The organism is Micromonospora yongxingensis, assembly GCF_052601155.1.
In genome coordinates, this window is sequence record NZ_JBQXEO010000036.1 from 35,428 (window position 1) to 60,502 (window position 25,075).

The following is a 25,075-nucleotide window of genomic DNA, read 5'->3' on the forward strand; positions in this document are numbered from 1 at the left end:
ACCGCGGGGCCCCTTCTCTCGTACCCCCGTGCCGGCTGGACCGGCGGCGACTCTCAGCGTGGCAGCGGCGCGTCCGCCCGGCGCAGCGCCGACCAGCCGGTGTCCCGGGCGCGGGCGGCGGCCAGCAGCCCGGCCACCGCGGAGGCGTTGGTGATCTCCCCGGCCAGGACCATGGCGACCGCCTCGTCCAGGTCGACGCGGACGACCTGGAGGTCGGCCTCCTCGTCGTGGCGTTCGTGGCGCTCGCCGGCCGGCACGTCGGCCAGGTCGCGGGCCAGGTAGACCCGGACCAGCTCGTTGGTGAACCCGGGCGAGCTGTGCAGGTCGACCAGCACGTCGATGCGGCCGGCGGTGAGATCGGCCTCCTCGGCCAGCTCCCGCAACGCGGCGGCCGGCAACTCCTCACCGGAGACGTCCATCAACCCGGCCGGCAGCTCCCACAGGTGCCGCCCGACGGGGTGCCGGTACTGCCGGATCAGCACCACCTGGCCGGCGTCGTCGAGCGCCACCACCGCCACCGCCCCGACGTGCCGGACGAGGTCACGGCGGGCCGTCCCGCCGCCCGGCATGGTCACCTCCTCGGTGACCACGTCGAAGATCCGGCCCCGGTAGCGCTCCTCGCTGGAACGCACCTCGTAGCGATGCTCGACCGCACTCACGACGCGGACGCCGCCTTCGTCGCGGCGCCGTTGCGGGCGGCCCTGCGCGTCGACGGGGCCTCCGTGGCCGCGTCCAGGTCGACCGGCAACTGGTCGGCCTGCGAGTACGCCACGGCGGCCTTGACGAACGACGCGAACAGCGGGTGCGGGCGGGTGGGGCGGCTTTTCAGCTCCGGGTGCGCCTGGGTGGCCACGAAGAACGGGTGCAGATCCCGGTCCAGCTCGATGAACTCCACCAGCCGGCCGTCCGGCGAGGTGCCGGAGATGTGCAGGCCGGCCTTGGTCAGCGCGTCCCGGTAGGCGTTGTTGACCTCGTAGCGGTGGCGGTGCCGCTCGCTGATGTCGGTGCTGCCGTACGCCTCGGCGACGATCGAGCCCTCGGTCAGCGTCGCCGGGTACGCCCCGAGCCGCATGGTGCCGCCCAGGTCGCCCTTGCCGGCGACGATGTCCTCCTGGTCGGCCATCGTGGCGATGACCGGGTGCGCGGCCCGCTCGTCGAACTCCAGGGAGTTGGCGCCGTCCAGGCCGGCCAGGTGGCGGGCCACGTCGATGGTCATGCACTGCAGGCCCAGGCAGAGGCCGAGCAGGGGGATGCCGTTCTCCCGGGCGTACCGCGCGGTGCCGATCTTGCCCTCGATGCCGCGCACCCCGAACCCGCCCGGGATGAGGATGCCGTCCACGCCGGCCAGGGCCGCCGCGGCACCGGCCGGGGTGACGCACTCGTCGCTGGGCACCCAGCGCAGCTGCACCCGGGCGCGGTGGCCGAAGCCGGCCGCCCGGATCGCCTCACTCACCGACAGGTACGCGTCGGGCAGGTCGACGTACTTGCCGACCACCGCGACGGTGACCGTGTGCCGGGGCCGGTGCACCCGCTCCAGCAGGTCGTCCCAGCTGGTCCAGTCCACGTCCCGGAAGGAGAGCCCGAGCCGGCGCACCACGTACGCGTCCAGGCCCTCGCGGTGCAGGACCTTCGGGATGTCGTAGATGCTCGGCGCGTCCGGCGCGGCGACGACCGCCTCGGCGTCGACGTCGCAGTAGAGCGACAGCTTCTCCTTGAGCTTCTCCGGGATCTCCCGGTCGCAGCGCAGCACGATGGCGTCGGGCTGGATACCGATGTTGCGCAGCTGCGCCACCGAGTGCTGGGTGGGCTTGGTCTTCAGCTCACCGGACGGCGCCAGGTAGGGCACCAGCGAGACGTGCAGGTAGAAGCAGTTGTCGCGGCCCAGGTCGTGGCGGACCTGACGGATCGCCTCCAGGAACGGCAGCGACTCGATGTCGCCGACCGTGCCGCCGACCTCCGTGATCACCACGTCGGGAACGTGACCGTCGTCGTCCGGGTCGCCCATGGAGAGGATCCGCGACTTGATCTCGTTGGTGATGTGCGGGATGACCTGGACGGTGTCGCCCAGGTATTCGCCGCGCCGCTCCTTGGCGATCACGTCGGAGTAGATCTGGCCGGTGGTGACATTCGCCTTACCGGACAACGCCCGGTCCAGGAACCGCTCGTAGTGCCCGACGTCGAGGTCGGTCTCGGCGCCGTCCTCGGTGACGAAGACCTCGCCGTGCTGGAACGGGTTCATCGTTCCGGGGTCGACGTTGAGGTAGGGGTCGAGCTTCTGCATCACGACGCGCAGCCCGCGCGCGGTCAGAAGGTTTCCGAGGCTGGAGGCGGTGAGGCCCTTACCCAGCGAGGAGGCGACGCCCCCGGTGACGAAAATGTGCCTGGTCGTCCGTGCTGATGGGGCCAAGGCCTGCTCCCGTGTCGTCTGTCGCGGTCATGCAGACCGCCGTGCTTGATCAGCAAAGTGATCACGCGATCCACGGGATTCCACGGTAACACCTCTCGTGAGGGTCGTCGCAGGCCGCACCCCCGGTGCGACACCAACGGGCCAGCACGACGACGCCCGGCGCTCAGGGCGCGGAAACCTCGGTCGATGCCCGGGTGACCTGACGGGGCAGTCCCGCCACGGCGTCCGGCGTCGGCCCGCCCGGGGTCGGCTCCGCCGATCCGTCGGCGGCCGGACCGCCGGGCGTCCGGTCGGCGGGAGCGCCGGGCGCCGGCACCGACCGGCCGGCCGGCGGCCCGCTGATCGGGCGGGGATGCCCCGCGCCCAGGGGTCCACCACCGCCGGTCGGGCCGTCGCCACCACCGGCCGGACCGGCCCCGCCGGAGCCGTCGTCGGCGCCGTCGTCCCGGGAGCGCCCCCCGGCCGGGCGGGTGCGGTCGGCGGCGTGCCCGAGCACCCGCAGTGAGGCCAGCGCCGCCATCGGCACCACCAGCGCGGCGGCGGTGCCGGCGACGTCCAGCGCCGCACCGTCGAGCACGCCACCGAGCACCGCGGCGACCGCGGTGCCGGCCAGTGCGGCCCGGACGGCCGGGTAGATGCCGAACAGCCGCATCAGCCCGCCCCACGGCTGCAACAGGGCGAACCACACCAGCAGCCCGCCGACCAGGGCCAGCACCGTCAGCGGGCTGTTCACCAACGTCTCGAAGTTCTCGGTGCTGGAGCGGTGCACGGTGAACCCGCCGGTGCCGTCACCGACGGCGGACAGGAAGCGACCCAGGCTGCCCCGTTCCGCAGCCGGACGCCGCAGGTCCACCACGGCGAAGCCGATGCCGACCGCCAGGGCCGCCATGGTGGCCCAGGCCAGTCGGCTGATCGTCAACCAGCCGCCGGCGCTGATCACCGCGGCCACACTCAGCCCCGCCGTGAGCGCGATCGCGCCGACCGGGTCGGCCCCCAGGTACGGGCTGCCGACCACCACCACGGCCAGCCCACCCACGGCCACCATCACCGCCGGCCGCCAGCCACGGTGCACCCGCTGGGCGAGCCAGCCGCCGCTCAACAGCGCGCCGGCCAGGAACACCCCCAGCCCGACCGTGCTCAGGCCCGCGTACCGGCCACCCTGCAACGCCGAGTAGCCCACCACGCCGTTGAGCTGCAGACGCGCCCCGGTGAGCACGTCCAGCCCGACGACGAGGGTCGTGAGGCCGGCCACCGCGCCCAACGGGCCGAGGGTGTTGCCGTACCCGGGGGCGAACCGGACCGCCGCGGTGCCCGCCGCGACCAGCAACGCCGTGACGCCGGCGAAGATCCAACCGGGGTGCTCGCCCCGCCACCAGGGCACGGCGTCGGCGAGCAGCGCGGCCGGCACGGTCAACGCCGCCGCCACCAGCAGCAGCTCCACCACCGACACGACCCGCGCGGACACCGGCGTCGGCCCGCTCGGGCCGGCGTGCGGGCGGGCCCGACGCAGCAGCGGCAGCACCGCGAGGGCCAGCAGCACCTGCACCCCGGCGAGCAGGGTGAAGAACCCGCCGGACACCGTCCGCTGGGCGGCCGCCTCCCGGTCGGCGTCCGCCGGGGCGTTGATCGCCACCGCCAGGTCGGCGGGCCGGCCGTCGGTGCTCACCGCCGGCCGGCCCAGGAAGAGCCGCTCCGGCATCGGCCGGCCCAGTGCGGCCAGGGCGGTCGGTGCGAGGTCGACAAGTTGCAGGTAACCGTCCCGCCCGGTGCTGGCCGAGGTCAACCAACCCCGCTCCCAGCCCGGCCCGTCGGCGACCGCCACGTGCAGCCGGGACGGCTGGGCGGTGTCGGAGATCCCGGCGACCAGCACCAGCGACCTCGGCGGCCGGGCGGCCAGCACCCGGGCCAGCTGCGCGTCCGCCACGCGGGCGGCCTCGGCGCGGGCGGCCGGGTCGGTCCCGTCGACCGTGCCCAGGTCGACGACGCTCAGCACGCACGAGCCGAGCAGCGCGCGCGGATCGGCCGGCAGCGCCGAGGCGTACCGGTCGACCCGGCCGAAGGGACGTGCCGCCGCGACGGCCGCGCCCGGGCCGACCGCGACGGAGCAGCGCACCGACTCCGCCAGCGACCCGGGCATGGTGCCCCAGGGCAGCCGTTGCTGGTTGTACTGGACCACGCTCTCCTGGTCGGGCAGGTTCGCGCCGATGCCGTCCGGTTGCTCCACGGTCACGCCCGCCGCCGGGCAGCCACCGGCGGGCCGGCTGCCGTTCCACGCGGCGAAGCTGCCCGCGCCCAGGGTCAGCCAACCGTCCACCGGGCAGGTGGGCCGGTGGGCGGACCGCACCGACAGCGAACCGATCGACCCGTCCTGGGCCATCCGCCACAGCGTCGGGGTGCTCTGCGGATCCACGTCCTCCCAGCGCAGCCCGGCGATCCCGGCGAGCACCACGAAGTCGGCGGTGCGCTGCGGGGTGCCCTGTGGCGGGCGGGCGGCCAGCGCGGTGATGCCCAGCGCCACCACGAGCACGGTCAACAGGGCGGGGGCGAGTCGGCGCAGCATCACCGGTGTCCCGTCATCGGGGCGTCGGAGTCCGGGGCCGCCGGACCGGCAGGTTCGGCGGCCAACTCGGCGTAGAGGGCGGCCAGCGCGGCGACCGTGTCCGCCTCGGTGGGCCACGTCGCCGCCCGCTCCGCGCCGCGTCGACCCAGCTCGGCGCGGGCCGCCGGGTCGTCCAGCAGCGCCCGCACCGCCGCGTCGACCGCGTCCACGTCGCCGGCCGGAACCAACGTGGCGGCGTCCCCGACCAGCTCCGGCAGCCCACCGACCGCCGTGGCCACCAGGGGTACGCCGGCCCGCAGCGCCTCCTGGGCGAAGAGCTGCCGGGCCTCCCAGTCGCTGGTCACCACCGCGAGGTCGGCGCCGGCGAGCAGGTCCGCCACGTCGGTACGGTGCCCCAGCAGGGTCACCGGGGCACGGGCCGCGGACGTCCGGGCCGCCAGCGGCAGGTAGGCCGGCCCGCTTCCGGCGATCACCACGACCGGCGGTGGCGTACGCGTACGCCACCGGGCCGCGGCGTCGATCAGGACGTCGTAGCGCTTCTGCGGATGCAGCCGGCCGACCGAGACGATCAGCGGCTGATCCGGGCGGACACCGAACTCGGCCCGCACGGCAGCCGGACGTCGGCGCGGAGCGGGCAGCGTCGGCGCGGCGACGGGGGCGAGCCGGGCATCGGCCGCTCCCAGGGCGGCAGCCCGCTCCACCAGGTCCGCGGAGGCGCCGAGGGCCACCCGGGCGCCCCGGGCCACCACCCGCTCGGCGAGGCGGGACACCCCGCCCCGCAGCCCGCCCGTGAGCACCGCGTTGTGCCAGGTGACGATCAACGGTGCCGCCGGGCGAGCCAGCACGGCGACCAGCCCGGCACGCAGCCCGTGCGCGTGCACCACGTCGACCCGGGCGGCGGCGAGCGTCCGGCGCAGGGCGAGCACCGCGCGCGCGTCGGCCGGGGTCGGGCTGGCCGGGATCTCGACCGGCTGGAAGCGGGCGCCGACGCCGGTGAAGTCGAACTGCTCCTGCGTCGCCGCCGGCCCGCAGACCAGCACGTCGGCGCCGGCCGCGACGAGACCGCGGGCCACCGACCGGACGTGCTGGCCGACCCCGCCGGTGCTGGAGGCGAGCAGCAACGCGACGCTGCCCGACCACCCGGTGGGCAGAGCTGGCTCACTCCCCGCGCTCATCGGGCCACCGTCTCCTTCCCGTCGCCCCGCTCCGGTGGGACCGCACCCGGCGTCGACCCGCCACCGCGGTCCCCCGGCCCTCGCCGGCCCAGGCGCCGCAGCACCCCGGCGAGCAGTGGCCGTACGTCCCGCCGGTCGACGAACCAGACCACGGCGAGGAAGACGGCCCCGACCAGAACTCCGGACAGCATGCCCTGACCGAGTGCCGCCGCCATCGTCGGGGTGCCGCCACCCGGCGTGTCGAGCCACCGGACGACGCCGGCCCCGGCGAACGCGGCGAGCGCCCCCGCCAGCACGCCGGCCGCCCCGGCCCGGGCCGCGCCAGCCAGCGCCGCCCGCCCGGCGCCGCGACGCACCGCCACGACCAGCAGCGCCCCGAGCACCAGCATGCCCACCGAGTTCGCGACGGCCACCGCGAGCACCCGGTCGGCGGTGGGCAACAGGGCGGTCAGCGGCAGCGCCACGGCCGGAACCACCAGCCAACCGAGCGTGATCGCCACGGTCGCCGACCGGGTGTCGCCCCGGGCGTACAGCGCGCGCGACAGGACCGCGAACAGGCCGTAGCCGAGCAGGCCGGGGGCGAACCCGGTGATGGCCGCCGCGGTGGACGCGGGATTGTCCGGGTAGAAGACGGCGGCGATCGGCCCGGCGGTGCCGATCAGCGCCGCGACGCCCAGGCAGCTGAAGAGCAGCACGCCGCGCACCGTCGCGGAGAGGGTCTGTCGGTAGCCGGCCTCGTCGCCCGCGGCGGAGGCGGTGGCGAGGGTGGGATAGGAGGCCACCGCCAGCGGCACGGCGAGGACCGCCCACGGCAGCAGGAAGATGGCCTGGGCCAGGTTGAACACCTGCGGGGAGCCGGTGGGGCCGCCGGAGACGCGGTTCAGGATCACCAGGAGCGCGACCTGCTGCGCCGCGACCGTCACCGCGCCGGCTGTGGCGAGCCCGCCGATCCGGCCCCGCGCGTCGGCGGAGAAGGCGTACCCGAACCGGGGCCGGAGCCGGAGTCGGCGCAGCGGGATCAGCAACGACAGCGACAGCACGACCACGCCGAGGGTGGTGCCGGCGGAGAGGAGCAACTCGCCGCCGCGGCTGACCTGCGCCACGCTGGCGCCGCGTCCCGCGCCGGCGCCGAAGGCCAGGTAGACGACGACCACGGTCAGGCTCGACAGCAGCGGAGCGATCACCGGCCAGGCGAAGCGGCGGTGCGCCTGGAGTACGCCGGTGAGCACGATGCCGATTCCGTAGAGGGGCAACTGCGGGGCGAACACCCGCAGCATCCGGGCACCCGCGGCGAGTTCCGCCGCCGAGCGTCCCTCGCTGATCAGCGAGATGATCGGGTCGGCGAACAGGCCGACGAGCACGGCGAGGGGCACCAGCAGGCTCACCGTCCAGGTGAGCAGGGCGCCGGTGGTGGCCGCCACCGCCCGCCGGTCGCCGGCCGCGACCGCGCCGGCCAGCAGCGGTACGACCAGGCTGGCCAGAGCGCCACCGGCGACGATCTCGAAGACGATGTTCGGCACTGTGTTCGCGATGACGTACATGCCGCCGAGGTCGCTCTGCTGCACCACCCAGGTGAACACGGCGGTACGGCCGAAGCCGGCGAGCCGGCTGAACACGGTGAGGACGGCGATGAGCGCGGCTGCCCCGGCCAGCCGGCCGGCGCCGGCGAGGGGTGCCGGTCTGGTCACGTCAGTCGGCGCGCCGGCCCAGTGCGTCAAGCTCCCGCAGGCCCGGGGTCTGCTGGATCACCGCCGTGAAGCTGACCTTCTCGCTGGCGGCCGTGAGACCGGCGAGCACGGCGAGCAGCCCCGCCCGGCCGAGCGGGCCGGTCCGGGCGGCGAGCGCGACGCCGAGCAGCGCGCCGAGCGCGTTCGCGCCGCTGTCGCCGACCATCACCTCCTCGCCCAGGTCGTCGCGGAGCAGGCCCGCGGCGGCGCCCACGGCACCGGCGGCGATACCGCCGTGCGGGCCGCCGGTCAGTGGCGCGCCGAGCAGCAGCCCGGACTTGAGGGCGCGGCCGGGCCGCAGGTCGAGCAGGTTGAGCAGGTTGGCGGTGCCGGCGATCACCCCGGCGCCGAGCAGCACGTCCACGCCGCGACCGAACGCGCGGTGGCGCTGGCGGCGCGGGTGCGCGGCGACCCGGGGGTCGGCGGCGAGCAGCGCGGCGGCGCCCAGCCCGGCGGCGCCCACCCCGACGACCTTGACCAGCCCGGCGGTGACCCGGCCCTCACGCAGGGCGGCGAGGTGGCCGGCGAAGCCCTTCGCCGCCTTCTGCTCCGGCCGGCCGCCGACCACGTCGTCGTACAGCCCGACACCGCCGGCGCCGAGGCCGGCGACCAGGGCGGCACCACCGGAGGCGGCGCTGGTGGCGCCGAACGCGCCGGCGGCGGCCGCACCGGCGGCGAGCGCCGGCCCGGCGGCCAGGGTCACCGTCCGGCCGCGGAAGTTGGTGCGCTCCAGCGCGGGCCCGGCCGGGGCGCTGCGCACCTCGCGCAGGGCGTAGCGGGCCGCGGCGGCTCCGGCGCCGGCGATGAGCAGCCGGCCCAGGGCGCTCACGCCGCCGCCTCGTCGGTTTCGGACACGGGTGTACGTCGTTCGCTCACTGGGGCAGTCTAGGCAGCAGCGAGGCGGCATTGTCGCCGACGCCGTACTGACCGGCCTTCTTCTCGGTGAGCTGCTGCACCAGGGCGAGGGTGGTGACCAGCTGACCCTGCACCGTGTTGGCGTTGTCGACGGTGGAGATGGTCTGGGACAGCACCGGGTCACCACGGACCACGGCCACCACGTTGCCGCCGGCCGAGCCGTTGCCGCCGACCACGATCGAACCGGTGCGGTCGAACTGCTCGGCGATCTTGACGACCGACTCGTCGCGCTTCGCGGAGTCCTTGTCGACGTACGGCTGACCGCTGACCACCACGACGGCCTCGGCCGACCCGGTGACCTTGTTGTCGTCGGTGGTCAGGTAGCCGGCGTTGTTGTACGCGGCGAGCACCGCCCGCCGGTCGGCGTCGCTGACCGGCGCGGTGCCCTGCGCCCGGTCCAGCAGGACACTGGCGAGCAGGGCGCTGGAGGTCTCCACGCCGTGCCCGTTGCCCGGCAGGCCGGTGGTCTGCGCGGTCGGGCGGGCGGCGGTGACGGCCAGCTCCAGCAGGTTGGTGTTGTTGTCCGGGTTGATGAACTTGTCCTGCAGGTCGACCCGGCCGGTGAGGGTGGCCCCGGCGAGCTGGAGCTTCTTGAGCACGCCCTCGGTGTGGTCACGGCCGTTGGGCAGGCTCAGCACCAGCACCCGGCGCCCGGTGAGGGTGCCCGGCAGGACGACCTGGGACATCTCCTCGGCGAACTCCTCCTCCAGCCCGAGCTGCTTCTCCATGTTGTTGACCGTCTGGCGCCACTGCTGGTTGTCCTTGCGCAGCCCGGTGACCTGCTCCTTGAGGGAGTCGGCGACGGGGCCGTTGAGCGCAGCCGTTCCGACGACCAGGCCGATCGCCAGGGCCAGGAAGACGGCGGTGAGGGACACCACGTGGTAGCGGAAGTTGATCACGCTTGCAGCCTCTTGATCCGTCGGAAACTAGAAGAGCCGGTACAGCTGGAACACGAAATTGTCCCACCATTCGGCGACCACGCCCAGGTACGCCTTCCCGACGGTGGACACGGCCACCGCGGAGGCCATCGCGGAGATCGCCGAGAGCACCAGCAGCAGCAGTGACGAACCGGAGATGCTCTGCCGGTAGAGCCGGCTCACGCCCTTGGCGTCGACGAGCTTGCCGCCGACCTTCAGCCGGGTCAGGAACGTCGAGGCCATCCCGCCCCGACCCTTGTCCAGGAACTCGACCAGCGTGGCGTGGGTGCCGACCGCGACCAGCAGCGAGGCGCCCTTCTCGTCGGCCAGCAGCATGGCCAGGTCCTCGCTGGTCGCCGCCGCCGGGAAGGTCACCGCCGGGACGCCGAGGCCGTTGACCCGGGGCAGGCCGGGGGCCCGCCCGTCCGGGTAGGCGTGCACGATCACCTCGGCGCCGCACCGCAGCACGTCGTCGCTGACCGAATCCATGTCGCCGATGATCATGTCGGGGGTGTACCCGGCCTCGACCAGCGCGTCGGCGCCGCCGTCGACGCCGATCAGCACGGGCTTGAACTCCCGGATGTACGGGCGCAGCACGTCCAGGTCGGCCTTGTAGTCGTAGCCTCGCACCACGATCAGGCAGTGCCGGCCCTGCATCTGGGTCTCGATGTCCGGCACGCCCACGCCGTCGAGCAGCAGGTCGCGCTCCTGGCGCAGGTAGTCCATCGTGTTGGCGGCGAACGCCTCCAACTGGACCGAGAGCCCCTCCCGGGCGTCGGCCATCGCCTTGGCGACCGACTCGGCGTCCTGCAGGCTGCCGTGCGCCACCGGCTCGTCACCGGCGAAGACCGTGTTGCCCTCGATGCGGACCTGGTCGCCCTCGCGGATCTGCTCGAAGACGCCCTCGCCGAGGTCGTCCAGGAGCGGGATGCCGGCGGCGATCAACACCTCGGGGCCGAGGTTGGGGTACCGGCCGGAGACCGACGGCTTGGCGTTGAGCACCGCCGCGACACCGACGGCGACCAACGAGTCGGCCGCGACCCGGTCGAGATCGACGTGGTCGATGACCGCGATGTCACCCGGACGCAGCCGGCCGACCAGGCGTTTTGTCCGGCGATCGAGGCGCGCGGTGCCGAGGACTCTGCCCGGCTCCGTGCTCCGGTTCCGGCGCAACGTGGGTAGACGCATCGTGACCATCCTGGCATGTGGGGCAGGCTTTTCTGTCGCGACATGCCTGAGCAGGGCCGCCTACCCAGGGAAGCACACGTCGGCACAGGCCGGTGTGCTTGCCGTCACAATACGCGGCGTCACGGGCGCCTTTCCTTCGCCGCCACGGCCAGAAGCTCCTCGGCGTGGGCGATACCCAGATCGGAGTCCGGTAAACCAGCGAGCATCCGCGCCAGCTCCCGGGCCCGTTCGGTGTCCTCCACCACGCGCACCCCGCTGGTGGTCACCGCGCCACCGGTGTCCTTCGCCACCACCAGGTGGCGATCGGCGAAGGCGGCCACCTGCGGCAGGTGGGTGACGACCAACACCTGGTGGCTGCGGGCCAACCGGGCCAGCCGCCGGCCGATCTCCACCGCCGCCTGACCGCCGACGCCCGCGTCGACCTCGTCGAAGACCAGCGTGGGCGGGCCACCCGAGCCGGCGAAGACCACCTCGATGGCCAGCATCACCCGGGACAGCTCACCGCCGGAGGCACCCCGCTGCAACGGCAGCGACGGCGCGCCCGGGTGGGCCAGCAACCGCAGCTCCACCTCGTCGCCGCCGTCCGGGGCGACACCCACCTCGACGCCGTTGACCGGCAGCGCCGGCTCCGACCGACCGACCGGGCGGGGCAGCACCGCCACCTCGATCCGGGCGTGCGGCATGGCCAGCCCGGCCAGCTCGACGGTGACCTGGTCGGCGAAGCGGACGGCCGCCTCCTGCCGCGACGACGACACCCGGCCGGCCAGGTCGGCCACCTCGACGGCCAGCCGCTGACCCTCCCGCTCCAACTCGTCGAGCAGGTCGTCGGAGGTGTCCAGGTCGGACAGTCGGGTGCGGGCCCGCTCGGCCCACGCGATCACACCGTCGACGTCGTCGGCGTACTTGCGGGTCAGCCCGCGCAGCGCGGCCCGCCGTTCGTAGAGGTGCTGCAACCGGGCCGGGTCCGCGTCGAGCGTCGCCAGGTACGTCGACAGCTCGGCGGAGACGTCGGTGACCAGGGTGGCCGCCTCCTCCAGCCGGGCCGCCAGCTCGCCCAACGCCGGGTCGGTGCCGGCCTGCGCCTCCAGCGTGCGCCGCGCGGTGCCGAGCAGCGCCGCCGCGTCCGGCGTCTCGTCGGTCACCTCCGCGCCACCGGCCACGCACTGCTGGGCCAGTTGCGCGGCCGTCCGCAGCCCCTCGGCGTGCTCCAGCCGCTGCGCCTCGGCCTTCAGGTCGTCATCCTCGCCGGGCTGCGGATCGACCCGGGTGATCTCGTCGAGGCCGAGCCGCAACAGGTCGGCCTCCTGGTTGCGCTCGCGGGCGTTGCGCCGCCGGTCGGCCAGGTCGTCGACCACCCGCCGCCACCCGGTGTACGCCTCACGCAGCGCGTCGAGCAGCTTCTCGTGCGCCGGGCCGGCGAAGCGGTCCAGCGCGGCCCGCTGCTCGGCCGGGCGCAACAGCCGCAGCTGGTCGGACTGGCCGTGCACGGCCACCGCGTGCTCGCCGACCTCACCGAGCATCGACACGGGCATGCTCCGGCCACCGAGATGGGCGCGGGACCGGCCCTCCACCGTCACCGTGCGGCTCAGCAGCAGCGAGCCGTCGTCGTCGGGCTCGCCGCCGGCGTCGGTGATCCGCGCGTGCACCGTGTCCGCGACGCGACCTTCGAGGCGCAGCCGCCCCTCCACCACGGCGCGGCCGGGTTGGGCGCGAACCCGCCCGGCGTCCGCCCGGCCGCCGAAGAGCAGGCCGAGGCCGGTGACGACCATCGTCTTGCCCGCACCGGTCTCGCCGGTGATGACGTTCATGCCGCCGGTCAACGGCAGCGTGGTGTCCTCGATGACGCCCAGTCCGGTGATGCGCAGCTCTTCCAGCACAGCAACCGACAGTAGACGCGAGGGCCGACAGTTGACCAGCCGACCGGGCCGCGGTACGCCCGCCACCTGGCCGACGTACAGTTCTGCCCCGTGTTGGACGTGATCGGCCTGAGCCCGGCTGAGGAGGAGCTCTACCGCTGCCTGCTCCAGCTCACCACGGCCCGGATCGACGAGCTGGTCCGCCGGCTGCACCGCCCGCGCGAGCAGGTCGTGGCCCAGGTCGAAGCCCTACGGATCAAGGGCCTGGTGCAGCCCACCGACGCCGACCCGGACGCTCCCCTGCGCCCGACGGCCCCGGACGTCGCCCTCGGTGCGACGCTGCTGCGCCGCCAGGAGGACCTGGAGGCCGCGCGGCGGCGGGTCACCCAACTGGCCGAGGAGTACCGGTCCGGGCTGCGCCGGCACCACGTCGACCACCTGGTCGAGGTGATCACCGGTGCCCGGGTGCTCCGGGACCGGTTGCGCGATCTGCAGAATGCGGCGCGTACCGAGGTGCTCTGGTTCTGCCGGGCTAACCCCCTCGCGATGGCCGGCCCGGAGAACGTCGAGGAGTTCGACGCGCTGGCGCGCGGGGTGAGCTACCGGGCCATCTACGAGCGGGACCTGCTGCTGGAGCCGGGCGCGCTGGCCGACCTGGCCAAGGGCGTCGGCGCCGGTGAGCAGGCGCGTGTCCTGGACCGGCTGCCGGTCCGGCTGGCCATCGTGGACGCTCGCACCGCGATCTGCCCGCTGGTGCCCGACCGCGACGGCGGCGAGCCGAGCGCCGCCGTGATCGGCCGCAGTCAACTGCTCGACGCGCTGCTCGCCCTGTTCGAGAGCCACTGGCGGGTGGCCACCCGGCTGCGGCTGGAGGACCCGCTCGCGGTACCGGTGGCCGAGGGCCGGCGGCCCGACCCGGACGACCGCCCCGGCGACGGCTACCAGCCGGACGCCGACGAGGCGCGGCTGCTGTCGCTGTTCGTGGCCGGCGTACCGGACAAGTCCATCGCCTCCCAGCTCGGGGTGAGCCGGCGGACCGTGCAGCGACGGCTCGCCGAGCTGATGGCCGCCGCCGGCGTGGACACCCGGCCCGGGCTGGCCTTCCAGGTCGCCCGGCGGGGCTGGATCTGAGTCGGAGCCGTTCGGGGCGGGACGGCCCACGGCCGCCCCGCCCCGCTCAGGTCAGCGCAGGCCGTACGCGTCGAGCACGGTCTGGTCGACGGTGTTGCCGGCCCGGTCGCGGGCGTGCACCCGCAGCGACACCGTGCCGTGCCCGGCGGGCACCTCGGCGGTGAACCGGGTCCCCGAGCCGCGCACCGGCGTCGACCGCCAGGTCTTCCCGCCGTCGAACGACACCTCGACCGTCAGGCTGGTGCCGGTGGGCGCCGGTACGCCGGCGGGCTGCCGCAGCGTCAGCCCCAACCCGTGCGGCCGACGGCCGGCCACCTCACCGCGCAGGTCCGCCGGGACCTGGTAGTCCACCTGCAGCAGTGACAGCGGCCGGGCCGCGTCCCCGGTCGGGCGGGCCGAGGTGAACTGCCAGGCCGTGTCGGTACGGGTGGCGTAGCGCCACTCCTCCGAGGACCGCTGCGTGGTCAGGTCGAGCCGGTAGCGGGCCGATTCCGCCGTGGTGGGCACGGGTGCCCAACCGCCGGAGAGGTCGGCGATCTGCTTCCCGTCGCGGCTGAGCCGGGCCTGCACGGTGTCCGGCTCCTCGCTGCCGCCGGCGGGGGCGTAGTGACCGTCGGCGTCGACGTACTCGGCCACCCGGAGGTTCAGGGTGTCACCGGTGCGACTGGGCACCGGCGCACCGGCAGCCGCCGGTACGGCCGGCCGGATCACCGGGGCGTGCCAGGTCTCGGTGTCCCGGTCGTCGGCGGCGTACCGCCGGGGCTGCTGGGTCAGACCACCGGTCAGCTTCCCCCAACCCGAGAACATGATCTTGTGCAGCACCCGGTGCTGCCACCAGCCGTCCCCGGAGCTGACGAACTCCTGCCGCGTCGTGCCGGTACGCACCAGCCGCTGGTCGTCGTTCCAGGAGGTCTCCTGCCACGGACGCCAGCCGAACCGCTGCTCGGTGGCCCACTCCGAACCACCGACGTCGCCGTAGTGGGCGGTCACCTCGGCGGTGTTCTTCGCGGTGACGGTGTGCAGGATCCGCTCCGGCACCCGGCCCTTCGAGACCTGCCACACGTCGTACAGGTAGGGGCTGTCCACGGTCAGCGTCAGGTCCAGCGTCGCCCGACCGGTGCGTGCCGCGGCGATCAACCGCTGCCCGTCGTCGTACGCCACGGCCAGGGCGGGCACGGGCAGCCGGTCACCCTGTGGTGTCCAGACCGTCCACGCGCTCTGGTCCGCCGGCCGGACGATGAGCACCGTCTTCGCACCGGCAGCCGCGGCCGCCGCGATCTGCTCGTCCTCCGAGACGTCCGGGCTGGTGGTGAGCAACGCCGCGGCGCCGCGCACCCGGGCCAGCTCGGCGGGGGTACCGGTGCCGGCCCAGACCAGCGGCAGCTTCTGCCGGCCGGTCGGTGCCGGCGAGTAGCCGAGCAGGTTGATGTCGAGCGGACCGGAGACCCCGCTGATCTTCGCGTCCACCATCGGTGCGACCAGTTGCCAGCGCGAGGAGAACTCGAACTCACCGCGGCGCACCTGCCGCGTCGGGGTGACGTTGACCTGCTGGATGGTGCTGAAGGTCATCACGCCGTGGTCGACCTGCCGGCCGTTGCCGAAGATCCGGTGCTCGTAGAAGCTGATCGTCGCCCGCTGTTCGGTCGGCTTCGGCGTCTCGATCCGCACCGGAGTGCCCTTACGCGGGTCCACCATCACGGTCATGTCCCGGTCGACCACCAGCTCCGGGTCGGTGACCAGGGTGATCTGCTCGTCCAGCGGGGCGCCGTGCTCGACCAGCGCCTGGAGCAGGTAGGGGCCCTCCTCGACCTGGACCTGCGTCTCGCCGGCGCTCCAGCCGAGGAAGTCGGATTCGGGCTGCTCGCCGAAGAGGGTGAGCACCGGCGACAACCCCGGCTGGCCCTTCATGTCCAGCACCTTCATGGTGACCGTGTGCAGCGGGCCGCTGAGGGTCAGCGCGACGGCGGTCCGCACCGCGACGCCGTCCGCGCCGGTGGCCACCAGCCATCCGCTGTGCACGCCGCGGTCCAGCTTCGCCGGGTCGGCGCGCAGCGGCACGGCGACGCTACCGCCGGCCGGCACGGTGACCTCGCCGCCGGCACCGGTGACCGCGTCGGTCTCGGCCGCGCCGCTGTCCAGGTTGCGCAGCTCCAGGGCCAGCCGCAGGGTCCGCGGGGTCCCGGTGGTGTTGGTGTACGTCACGGTCCTCTCGGCCGCCGCACCACCGGTGCTCAGCCGGCCGAAGTCGGCGGTGGCGCTGCCGTACACCCGCTGGCCGAGCGCCCGGGCCACGTCGACCCGTCCACCGCCCTGCTCGAACACCGTCAGCTCCGGGTTCGCCTTCGTGGTGCTGACCAGCGCGTCCTTGAGCTTCCCGGCGACCCAGTCGGGGTGCTCCTGGGCGAGGATCGCGGCCGCGCCGGCCACGTGCGGGGTAGCCATCGAGGTGCCGGACGCCGTCGTGTAGGCGTCGCCCACCGGCGTACCCATGGTGGTGCCGGCGGCCCGGGCGGCGATGATGCCGACGCCCGGCGCGGTGATCTCCGGCTTCAGGCCGTTGTCACCGAGGCGCGGTCCGCGGCTGGAGAACTCCGCCAGGTTGTCGTTGCGGTCGACCGCGCCGACGGTGAGGGCCGCGGCGGCGGCACCCGGCGTGCCGACGGTACGCGCTGCGCCCTCGTTGCCGGCGGCGATCACGAAGAGTGCCCCGGTCTCGGCGGTCAGGTCGTTGACGGCCTGGCTCATCGGGTCGGTGCCGTCGGTCGCGGAACCGCCGAGGCTCATGCTGACCACCTTGGCGCCGGAGTGGGCGGCCCACTCCATGCCGGCGATGATAGAGGAGTCGTAGCCGGAGCCGCCGTCGTCGAGCACCTTGCCGACCAGCAGTTGCGCGCCGGGAGCGACCCCCTTGCGGAGCCCGTCGGAGGCGGCGCCGCTGCCGGCGATGGTGGCCGCCACGTGCGTGCCGTGGCCGTGCCCGTCCCGTGCGCTGCCGCTGCCGGAGAAGTCCTGCGCCTCGGCGATCCGGCCAGCCAGGTCGGGGTGGGTGGCGTCGACGCCGGTGTCGAGCACCGCCACCTTCACGCCGTTGCCGTCGCGGCCGGCCGCCCAGGCCGTCGGAGCGCCGATCTGCGGCACGCTGTGCTCCAGCGCCGGACGGACCTTCCCGTCCAGCCAGATCCGGGCGACGCCGGCGCCGAGCCGGGCGGGCGACCCGGCGGCGGTACGCGCCTGCGGCGCGCCACGCAGCGTCGTCCAGAAGCCACCGAGGTCGCCCTTGCCGACCCGCACCGCCGCGCCGTTGATGCTCTCCAGCGGACGGGCGTCGGTGGCGCCGGCGAGCGGCCGGACACGGCCGGCGGCCGGCTCCTGGTAGCGGACGATCAGCGGCAGCGTGCTCTGCGCGGCGTCGCCGTACCCGTCGGCGGCCAGCTCCTGCACGTCGAACAGGTTGGGGTCGAGCACGCCGGAGGAGAGGTACGGCACGACGTCGCTGGGCAGCACCCGCAGGCCGCCGTCGACCTCGAGGGTGTGGAAGGTGATCCGCTCGCGGCCGGGGGCGGGGCGGACGGTGGCGGCGACCCGGCCGGGCGCGGCCTGGGCGAGGTCGACCTGGTCGCCGGTGATCAGGGTGATGTGAACGGGCGCGGTGCCGGGTGCGGGCGTGGCCGGGTTCGGGCCAGTGGGCCGGGCCGGTGGGTCGGCGGACGCCGGTGCGGCGAGTCCGACGACCAACGCGCCGACCGCGCCGGCGGTGAGCCAGCGTGGGGGCCTGTGCATGGGTTGGGCTCCTCTACTCCAGGGGACCGGTCTCAGGGAGATCGACCGATCGGAGTCTGCGACGGAGCGCCTCGGGTGGTCACTAGCTGCGGCACGCCGCACCGGCGACATGTCGCCAGGTGGACATCGGGCGGCGGGTGCGGGGCCGCCGGATGTCCGGCGGGTTTCCGCCGGACAAACCGGGCTTCTTCGGTCCCGTCAGGGGGTGCCGGGCGGCGGTCAGCGACGAGAGCCGCGCCAGCCGTGCACCGGGAGCCCGAACTTGGCGACCAGCCGGTCGGTGAACGGGCGGGCCCGCAGCCGGACGATGCGCACCGGCAGGGCGCCCCGACGGACCGTGACCCGGGCACCGGGCGGCAGGTCGTAGACCCGCCGGCCGTCGCAGCAGAGCACGGCGAGGGTGGTGAACGGGTCGACCGTGATCACGAACGTGGACGTCGGGGCGGTGACCAGCGGGCGGCTGAACAACGCGTGCGCGCTGATCGGCACCAGCAGCAGGGCCTCCACCTCCGGCCAGACGACGGGCCCGCCGCCGGAGAACGCGTACGCCGTGGAGCCGGTGGGGGTGGCGCAGACCACGCCGTCACAGCCGTAGCGGGACAGCGGCCGGCCGTCCACGTCGACGAGGAGTTCGAGCATCTGCGCCCGCTCGCCCTTCTCGACGCTGATCTCGTTGAGCGCCCAGGACTCGATGGTGGGGCCACCGTCGAACTCGGCCGTGACGTCCAGGGTGAGCCGCTCGTCCACCGTGTAGTTGCGCCCGACGACGTCGCGGACGGCGGTGTCGAGGTCGTCGATCTCGGCTTCGGCCAGGAAGCCCACCTTGCCGAGGTTGATGCCGAGCAGCGGCGCCTTCGCCGGCCGGGCCAGCTCGGCCGCGCGCAGGAAGGTGCCGTCCCCGCCGAGCGCGAAGACGATCTCGGCGCCCTCGGCGGCCTCCGGGCCGACCACCGGCACGACGCCGGGCAGGTCGAGGTCGTCGGCCTCCTCGGCGACCACCCGGACCTCGAAACCCGCGGCGATCAGATCGGCGGCGACCGCCCGGGCGTGCTCGGTGCTGCGCCGACGGCCGGTGTGGGTCACCAGCAACGCCGTGCGGCTCATCGGACCGACCGCCCGTCGACGAGCGGACGACGCTCCGCCGTCACCGCCGCGCCGGTGCGGCCGCGTGTCCCGCGGGCCGTGCCGAAACGCTCGCTGCGCGCGTTCACCCTGCGACCTCCTCCGCCGCCCCGGCCGGCACGTCACCGGCCGTTGTCGGGCCGTCCGGCCCGGCCTCCACCACGGCCCGCACCCGCTCCGGGTCGGCCGCTGGTGCGCCCCGGCGCAACCATACGAAGAACTCCACGTTGCCGCTCGGCCCGGGCAGCGGGCTGGCCGCCACGTCGGCCAGGCCGAGGCCGAGCTGCGCCGCCGCGGCGGCCACGTCGAGCACCGCCTCGGCGCGCAGCGCCGGGTCGCGGACCACACCGCCGGCCCCGACGCGTTCCTTGCCCACCTCGAACTGCGGCTTCACCATCAACGCCAGATCGCCGTCGTCACGGGTGCAGCCGGCCAGCGCCGGCAGCACCAGCCGCAGCGAGATGAACGACAGGTCGGCCACCGTGAGGTCGACCTGGCCGCCGATCGCCTCAGGATCGAGCGTACGGACATTGGTGCGTTCCAGGACCCGGACCCGCTCGTCGGTGCGCAGCGGCCAGGCGAGCTGCCCGTAGCCGACATCCACGGCCACCACCTCGGCGGCGCCGCCGCGCAACAGCACGTCCGTGAAGCCACCGGTCGACGCACCGGCGTCCAGGCAACGCCGGCCGGTCACGCTCAGCCCACCGCCGGCGAACACGGCCAGCGCACCGGCGAGCTTGTGCCCGCCCCGGGAGACGTACTCCTCGGTGGGGTCGGCGCCGGTGACCAGCAACGGATCGGCGGGGTCGACCATCGCGGCGGCCTTGCGCGCGCGCACCCCGCGCAGCTGGACCCGCCCAGCCTCCACCAGCGCGGCGGCCTGCTCGCGGGAGCGGGCCAGGCCGCGGCGGACGAGTTCGGCGTCCAGCCGGTTGCGACGTGCCATGGGTGGTTGTTCTCCGGTCTGCTCAGGCCTGGTCGTCCCGCTCAGGTCTGGTCGATGGTGGCGAGGGTTTCCCGCAGCGTCTCGTAGGCCGCCTCGTACTGCGCGATCTGGTCGGCGGGGGCGAGCGTCGCCGCGTTGGCCATCGCCCGCAGGGCGGCGTCGACGGCGGGGTGCCGGGCCTCGTCGTCCCCGACCTCCGGCAGCGGACCCGGGCCGGCACCCACCGGTGGACCCGGGCGGGCGGCGAACGGGCCGGGCCGGATGCCCGGCGGCGGTCCCGGGCGGGCGCCGGACGGCGGGCCCGGGCGGACGTCGCCGTTCACCGGAGGCTCCGGCCGGTCAGCGCGGCGCTCACGGGGTGCCGTCCGGATGCTGCTCGCCGACCGCCTTCTTGGCCGGCATGTCAGCCGGGGTCGGCGTCTCGTCGGTGGTCCGGCTGAGCGTCGCCGGCGGCTTCTTCATGACGGCCTTCTTGGCGACGGCTTTCTTGGCGACCGCCTTCTTCGCCACGGCCTTCTTCGCGACGGCCTTCTTGGCCACCGGCGCGGAGACCGGGGCGCCCGCCTCTCCGTCCGACGGCACCAGACCGGCGTCGGGCTGCGCGGCGCGAAGCTGGTCGGGCTCCGGGGCGGGACCGGTGGACGGGCTGGGGGCCGGCTCGGCGGCCCGCGCCTCGCGCAGCTGCCGTTCCAGGTCGCGCACCCGTCGGGTCAGCTCGGCCACCTCGTCGGCGGTTGCCAGGCCGACCGCGCCGAGAGCCCGGTCGACCTCGAAGCGGACCAGCTTGGTCAGCGCCTCCCGGTTGGCGGCGCCGGTGGTGAGCAGCTCCTCACCGAGAGCCTGCAGTTGGGCGGCGGTCGCGCCGCCCGAGCCGACGAGGCGGCGGGCCACGTCCTGGGCCTTCTTCCGGGGCGCCTCCGCCAGGCCCATGGCCAGTTCGAGGTAGGCGCGCCACGCGTCCTGCATGCCTGAATCCTTCCGCGGGGCGGGGTGTGCAGGTGTCACGCTACCGGGCACCCCGGACTGCCCTGTGCGGTACGGTGCCGAGGACGGTGTGGTGATCAGCGAGGGGGAGACGTGGCCAGCGTGGACGAGTGCCGGCAGGCATTGCAGGAGCTGGCCGCCCGGCTGGACCGCAACGCCGAGACGGTACGCGAGCGGATCGACCTGGACCGGACGCTGGCCTGCCGCATCACGGACCTGGACACCGCGTTCCACGGCCGGATCACCGGCGGTCGCCTGGTCGAGCTGACCGACGGCGACGACCCCAAGGCCAAGATCGCGCTGAGCACGTCCAGCGACGACCTGCTCGCCCTGGTGCGCGGCGACCTGGACGTCACCGGCGCGGTGGCCTCCCGCCGCGTGTCGATCAAGGCCAACCCGTTCGATCTGCTGAAACTGCGCAAGCTGCTCTGACGAGCGTCGCCGCTCGGCCAGCCGAGCGGGAGGTCACGCGCCCGTGGGCAGGCCGAAACTCTCCAACGCGTGGTCCGCGTCCGGGCCGGTCGGGCGGATTTTCGGCGAAGCCGAGGCCGACCAGGCCGCCCCGCAGAGCGCGGCCAACGCGTCCAGCGGCCGGCCCGCACCGCCCAGCTCCAGCGTGCCGTCGCGCTGCGTCACCGTCCAGCCGCCGGCGTCCGCCGGGCCGGGGACCCGCACCGCCGCCGCCGGGTCGAAGAGACCCGCCAAGTCCCGCGAGACGTACGTGGGTCGGCGCTTCGGCTCGGCGGCCAGCAGATCGGGTACGCCACTGACTCCGGTGAGCACGAGCAGGCTGTCCAACCCGGCGCGCCGGGCACCCTCGATGTCGGTGTCCAGCCGGTCGCCGACGACCAGCGTCCGGCCGCCGTCGCTGCGCCGTGCGGCGGTCTCGAACAGCGCCGACTCCGGCTTGCCGACCACCACGTCCGGATCCCGCTCCAACGCGGTCCGCAACGCAGCCACCAGCGAACCGTTGCCCGGCAGCGGTCCCCGCCCACTGGGCAGGGTCCGGTCCGTGTTGGTGGCGATCCAGAGCGCGCCGGCCCGCACCGCGACCGACGCCTCGGCCAGGTCCGCCCAGCCGACCTGCGGACCGTAGCCCTGCACCACCGCGGCCGGCTTCTCGTCCGCCCGGGAAACCGGGGTCAGCCCGACCGCGCGCACCTCGGCGCGCAGCGCCTCGGCACCGACCACGAGCACCGGCGCTCCCGCCGGCAGCCGGTCCCGCAGCAGTTCCGCCGAGGCCGCGGCGGAGGTGAGCACCTCCTCCGGCCGGGCCGGCACACCCATCCCGGTCAGCAGGTCGGCGACGTCACTCGACCGGCGGGACGCGTTGTTGGTGGCGTACGCCACCGCCCGCCCCTCGGCGTGCAGCCGGGCCACCGCCTCGACGGCGCCGGGGATCGGCCGGTCGATCAGGTAGATCACCCCGTCCAGGTCGAAGACCACCAGGGTGTACCCGTCGATCAGCCGATCCCCCGCGTCCGCGCTCACCGCTGCGTCGACCCCGACTCGTCGCCCCGGGCCGGAGCGGTCTCGTCGGTGTTCACCGCGTCGCCGTCGGCAGCGCGGTCCGTCTCGGCCTGCCCGCTCTCGTCGGGGTGGCGATCCTCGTCCTCGCCGTCGACGTCCTCGTCGTCGCCGGAGCGGCCGGCAGCGCCGTCCTCCTCGTCGTCGTCGAAGTCCTCGTCCTCGTCGCGGTCGTCGTCCTCGTCGCGGTCGTCGTCGTCGTCTTCGTCGTCGTCTTCGTCGTCGTCTTCGTCGTCGTCTTCGTCGTCTTCGTCGTCGTCTTCGTCGTCGTCGTCGTCGTCGTCGTCGTCGTCGAAGTCTTCGTCGTCTTCGTCGTCGTCGCTGTCACCGGCGGTCAGGTCGGTGTCGGGTCGGGCGGGCACGGCGCCGGGAGCGCCCGGGCCAGCGGCGATCTCCTCGGCCGTCTCGTCCTCGTCGTCGCCCTCGATGACCACGCCGTCGAGCTCCAGCAGCCGCTCGGCGGCGTCGGTCTCGCCCTCGGTGTCCACGTCGGCGGCCCGGGAGAACCACTCGCGGGCCTCCTCGCGCCGGCCCACCGCGAGCAGCGCGTCGGCGTACGCGTAGCGCAGCCGGGCCGTCCACGGCACGGTGGCCTCGCTGGTGAGGTCCGGGACCTGGAGCATCGCCACCGCGGCGTCCTTCTGCCCGAGGTCGCCCCGAGCACCGGCGGCGACGATCAGCAGCTCGATCGCGACGGCCTTGTCCAGCTTCTCCTGGTCGGCGCCGCGGAACAGGTCGATGGCCCGCTCCGCCCGACCCAGGGCACGCTCGCAGTCCGCGAGGACAGCCAGGTGACTCTGCAGCCCGGTCATCCGGTGGTACGTGCGCAGCTCGGCGATCGCCGTCTGCCACTCCCCCGCGTGGTACGCGGCCAGACCGACCGCCTCACGGACGGCGGAGATGCGCGACGCGAGCCGCCGGGCGGCCAGCGCGTGCGCCAGCGCCTCGGCCGGGTCCTCGTCGATCAGCTGACCGGTGGCGACCAGGTGCCGGGCCACCGTCTCGGCGACCGGCTTGTTCAGCGAGAGCAGCTCGGCGCGAACGTCCTTGTCCAGGTCGGTCGCGACGATGTCGTCCGGCAACGCGGGGGCCGAACTGCGCCCGCCCTCGAACGACTCGGAGCCCGCGCCACGGTCGTCGCGGCGGAAGTCCCCCTCGCGACGCGGCCGGTCGTCGGCCCGGTAACCACCCTCACGGTCGCCACCACGGAAGCCACCCTCACGGGGCGCGCCGCCTTCACGGCGGTCACCACCCCGGAAGCCGCCGCCCTCGCGACGGTCACCACCACGGAAGCCACCCTCGCGGGGCGCGCCGCCTTCACGACGGTCCCCGCCACGGAAACCACCCTCGCGGGGCGCGCCGCCTTCACGACGCTCACCGCCACGGAAACCACCGTCACGGTCACCGCCCCGGAAGCCGCCGCCCTCGCGGCGGTCGCCGCCACGGAAGCCACCCTCACGGGGCGCACCACCCTCACGACGGTCCCCGCCACGGAAACCACCCTCACGGGGCGCACCACCCTCACGACGGTCCCCGCCACGGAAACCACCCTCACGGGGCGCACCACCCTCGCGACGGTCCCCGCCACGGAAACCACCCTCACGGGGCGCGCCGCCTTCACGACGGTCCCCACCACGGAAACCACCGTCACGGTCACCGCCCCGGAAGCCGCCACCCTCGCGGCGGTCGCCGCCACGGAAGCCACCCTCACGGGGCGCACCACCCTCACGACGGTCGCCACCACGGAAACCACCCTCACGCGGAGCGCCACCCTCGCGGCGGTCGCCGCCACGGAAGCCACCCTCGCGCGGCGCACCACCTTCACGACGGTCCCCACCACGGAAACCACCGTCACGGTCACCGCCCCGGAAGCCGCCACCCTCGCGGCGGTCGCCGCCACGGAAGCCACCCTCACGGGACGGGCCGGAACGGGTGCGGTCGCCGCCCTGGTAGCCGCCTTCGCGACGGTCCCCGCCACGGAAACCACCCTCACGGTCACCACCACGGAAGCCGCCCTCACGGGGAGCACCTGGACGCGAGCCGCCACGGAAGCCGCCGTCACGGTCACCGCCACGGAAGCCACCGCCCTCGCGCGGGGCACCGGGCCGGGACCCATCGCGGAAGCCGCCCTCGCGACGCTCGCCGCCACGGAAGCCACCCTCACGGTCGCCACCGCGGTAGCCACCCTCACGGTCGCCGCCACGGAAACCACCCTCGCGGGACGGGCCGGAACGGGTGCGGTCGCCGCCCTGGTAGCCGCCTTCGCGACGGTCGCCACCGCGGTAACCACCCTCGCGGGGGGCGCTGGACCGCGAACCATCGCGGTCACCACCGCGGTAACCACCCTCGCGGGGGGCGCTGGACCGCGAACCGTCACGGTCGCCGCCACGGAAGCCGCCCTCACGCGGGGCGCCCGAGCGCGAACCATCGCGGTCGCCGCCACGGAAACCGCCCTCGCGACGGTCCCCACCGCGGAAACCACCCTCACGCGGGGCGCCCGAGCGCGAGCCATCGCGGTCGCCGCCACGGAAACCACCCTCACGCGGAGCACCGGAACGTGAGCCGTCACGGTCGCCGCCACGGGAGCCACTGTCGCGGCCGCCGGCGTATCCGCCTCGGCCGCCGGCAGCGTTGTCCCGGTCTCCCCGGTACGGGGGGCGGTCGCGGTCGTCACGGCGCGGGCCGCGGTCGCGTCCACCCGGGCCGTCAGTGCGGTCTTCGTAACGACGGGGACGGTCTCCGCCCTGCGGTCCTGAACTCACAGGTACATCCTTCCTCATTGCGCCACCAATGGCGCTACGCAGTCGAGGGCCGACCCGAATGGGGCGGCCCTCGACTGG

At 74.7% G+C, this 25,075-nt stretch carries 17 protein-coding genes and 1 pseudogene; 2 read left to right on the forward strand and 16 right to left on the reverse strand.

What is annotated here, in order from left to right; genetic code table 11:
* Positions 1–53 precede the first annotated feature (53 nt).
* The 9 genes from ACTWLT_RS29520 to recN all read right to left on the reverse strand — a co-directional run bounded on the left by ACTWLT_RS29520 (position 54) and on the right by recN (position 12,766).
* Entirely contained in the window at positions 54–659 is a 606-nt protein-coding gene (locus ACTWLT_RS29520; RefSeq protein WP_445321184.1) for an NUDIX domain-containing protein, read from the reverse strand.
* Positions 656–2,407 carry a CTP synthase gene (gene pyrG / locus ACTWLT_RS29525; protein ID WP_252417704.1) on the reverse strand — a complete coding sequence of 584 codons (1,752 nt, stop codon included), beginning with the start codon at positions 2,405–2,407 and terminating at the stop codon, positions 656–658. Before pyrG ends, ACTWLT_RS29520 begins: the two co-directional genes overlap by 4 nt.
* A 163-nt stretch (positions 2,408–2,570) precedes the next feature.
* Positions 2,571–4,967 carry a hypothetical protein gene (locus ACTWLT_RS29530; protein WP_445321185.1) on the reverse strand — a complete coding sequence of 799 codons (2,397 nt, stop codon included), beginning with the start codon at positions 4,965–4,967 and terminating at the stop codon, positions 2,571–2,573.
* Positions 4,967–6,142, reverse strand: a complete 1,176-nt coding sequence (locus ACTWLT_RS29535; RefSeq protein WP_445321186.1) for a glycosyltransferase family 4 protein — start codon at positions 6,140–6,142, stop codon at positions 4,967–4,969. Before ACTWLT_RS29535 ends, ACTWLT_RS29530 begins: the two co-directional genes overlap by 1 nt.
* Positions 6,139–7,830: a murein biosynthesis integral membrane protein MurJ gene (gene murJ, locus ACTWLT_RS29540; RefSeq protein WP_445321187.1), complete on the reverse strand. Its 1,692-nt coding sequence runs from the start codon at positions 7,828–7,830 to the stop codon at positions 6,139–6,141. Before murJ ends, ACTWLT_RS29535 begins: the two co-directional genes overlap by 4 nt.
* A gap of 1 nt (position 7,831) precedes the next feature.
* Positions 7,832–8,698, reverse strand: a complete 867-nt coding sequence (locus tag ACTWLT_RS29545) for a hypothetical protein (RefSeq protein WP_445321188.1) — start codon at positions 8,696–8,698, stop codon at positions 7,832–7,834.
* Positions 8,699–8,741: 43 nt separating this feature from the next.
* Positions 8,742–9,683, reverse strand: coding sequence for a copper transporter (locus tag ACTWLT_RS29550; RefSeq protein ID WP_252417709.1), 942 nt, complete (start codon positions 9,681–9,683; stop codon positions 8,742–8,744).
* Positions 9,684–9,710: 27 nt separating this feature from the next.
* A complete protein-coding gene (gene steA / locus ACTWLT_RS29555) occupies positions 9,711–10,889 on the reverse strand; it encodes a putative cytokinetic ring protein SteA (protein ID WP_252417710.1) in 1,179 nt (392 codons plus the stop codon).
* Between the two features lie 119 nt (positions 10,890–11,008).
* On the reverse strand, positions 11,009–12,766 hold the full coding sequence (gene recN / locus ACTWLT_RS29560; protein ID WP_445321189.1) for a DNA repair protein RecN: 1,758 nt from the start codon (positions 12,764–12,766) through the stop codon (positions 11,009–11,011).
* A gap of 90 nt (positions 12,767–12,856) precedes the next feature.
* On the opposite strand from recN, the gene ACTWLT_RS29565 reads away from it, so the two are divergent.
* Complete coding sequence (locus tag ACTWLT_RS29565; RefSeq protein WP_445321190.1) at positions 12,857–13,876, forward strand: helix-turn-helix domain-containing protein; 1,020 nt, start codon at positions 12,857–12,859, stop codon at positions 13,874–13,876.
* 51 nt (positions 13,877–13,927) lie between these two features.
* Here ACTWLT_RS29565 and ACTWLT_RS29570 read toward each other — a convergent pair whose 3' ends face one another.
* The 5 genes from ACTWLT_RS29570 to ACTWLT_RS29590 form a co-directional block, all read right to left on the reverse strand.
* Positions 13,928–17,656, reverse strand: coding sequence for a S8 family serine peptidase (locus tag ACTWLT_RS29570; protein ID WP_445321191.1), 3,729 nt, complete (start codon positions 17,654–17,656; stop codon positions 13,928–13,930).
* A gap of 219 nt (positions 17,657–17,875) precedes the next feature.
* Positions 17,876–18,760 carry an NAD kinase gene (locus ACTWLT_RS29575; RefSeq protein WP_252417714.1) on the reverse strand — a complete coding sequence of 295 codons (885 nt, stop codon included), beginning with the start codon at positions 18,758–18,760 and terminating at the stop codon, positions 17,876–17,878.
* 103 nt (positions 18,761–18,863) lie between these two features.
* A complete protein-coding gene (locus ACTWLT_RS29580) occupies positions 18,864–19,724 on the reverse strand; it encodes a TlyA family RNA methyltransferase (protein WP_445321192.1) in 861 nt (286 codons plus the stop codon).
* Positions 19,725–19,765: 41 nt separating this feature from the next.
* Positions 19,766–20,047, reverse strand: coding sequence for a hypothetical protein (locus tag ACTWLT_RS29585; RefSeq protein WP_445321193.1), 282 nt, complete (start codon positions 20,045–20,047; stop codon positions 19,766–19,768).
* 28 nt (positions 20,048–20,075) lie between these two features.
* Entirely contained in the window at positions 20,076–20,690 is a 615-nt protein-coding gene (locus ACTWLT_RS29590) for a phasin family protein (RefSeq protein WP_445321194.1), read from the reverse strand.
* A gap of 111 nt (positions 20,691–20,801) precedes the next feature.
* Here ACTWLT_RS29590 and ACTWLT_RS29595 point away from each other — a divergent pair, with 111 nt between their 5' ends.
* Positions 20,802–21,140, forward strand: coding sequence for an SCP2 sterol-binding domain-containing protein (locus ACTWLT_RS29595; protein ID WP_445321195.1), 339 nt, complete (start codon positions 20,802–20,804; stop codon positions 21,138–21,140).
* Positions 21,141–21,173: 33 nt separating this feature from the next.
* On the opposite strand, the gene ACTWLT_RS29600 is transcribed toward ACTWLT_RS29595, so the two are convergent.
* Positions 21,174–22,199, reverse strand: coding sequence for an HAD-IIA family hydrolase (locus ACTWLT_RS29600; RefSeq protein ID WP_445321196.1), 1,026 nt, complete (start codon positions 22,197–22,199; stop codon positions 21,174–21,176).
* A gap of 397 nt (positions 22,200–22,596) precedes the next feature.
* A pseudogene (locus ACTWLT_RS29605) lies at positions 22,597–23,233 on the reverse strand (hypothetical protein); the annotation flags it as partial.
* Positions 23,234–25,075: the final 1,842 nt, after the last annotated feature.

Excerpts from the sequence above, each read along its gene's own strand:
- ACTWLT_RS29530 (WP_445321185.1), bottom strand. The coding sequence starts at position 4,967 with ATGCTGCGCCGACTCGCCCCCGCCCTGTTGACCGTGCTCGTGGTGGCG.
- ACTWLT_RS29535 (WP_445321186.1), bottom strand. The coding sequence starts at position 6,142 with ATGAGCGCGGGGAGTGAGCCAGCTCTGCCCACCGGGTGGTCGGGCAGC.
- steA (WP_252417710.1), bottom strand. The coding sequence starts at position 10,889 with ATGCGTCTACCCACGTTGCGCCGGAACCGGAGCACGGAGCCGGGCAGA.
- ACTWLT_RS29570 (WP_445321191.1), bottom strand. The coding sequence starts at position 17,656 with ATGCACAGGCCCCCACGCTGGCTCACCGCCGGCGCGGTCGGCGCGTTG.
- ACTWLT_RS29575 (WP_252417714.1), bottom strand. The coding sequence starts at position 18,760 with ATGAGCCGCACGGCGTTGCTGGTGACCCACACCGGCCGTCGGCGCAGC.
- ACTWLT_RS29580 (WP_445321192.1), bottom strand. The coding sequence starts at position 19,724 with ATGGCACGTCGCAACCGGCTGGACGCCGAACTCGTCCGCCGCGGCCTG.
- ACTWLT_RS29590 (WP_445321194.1), bottom strand. The coding sequence starts at position 20,690 with ATGCAGGACGCGTGGCGCGCCTACCTCGAACTGGCCATGGGCCTGGCG.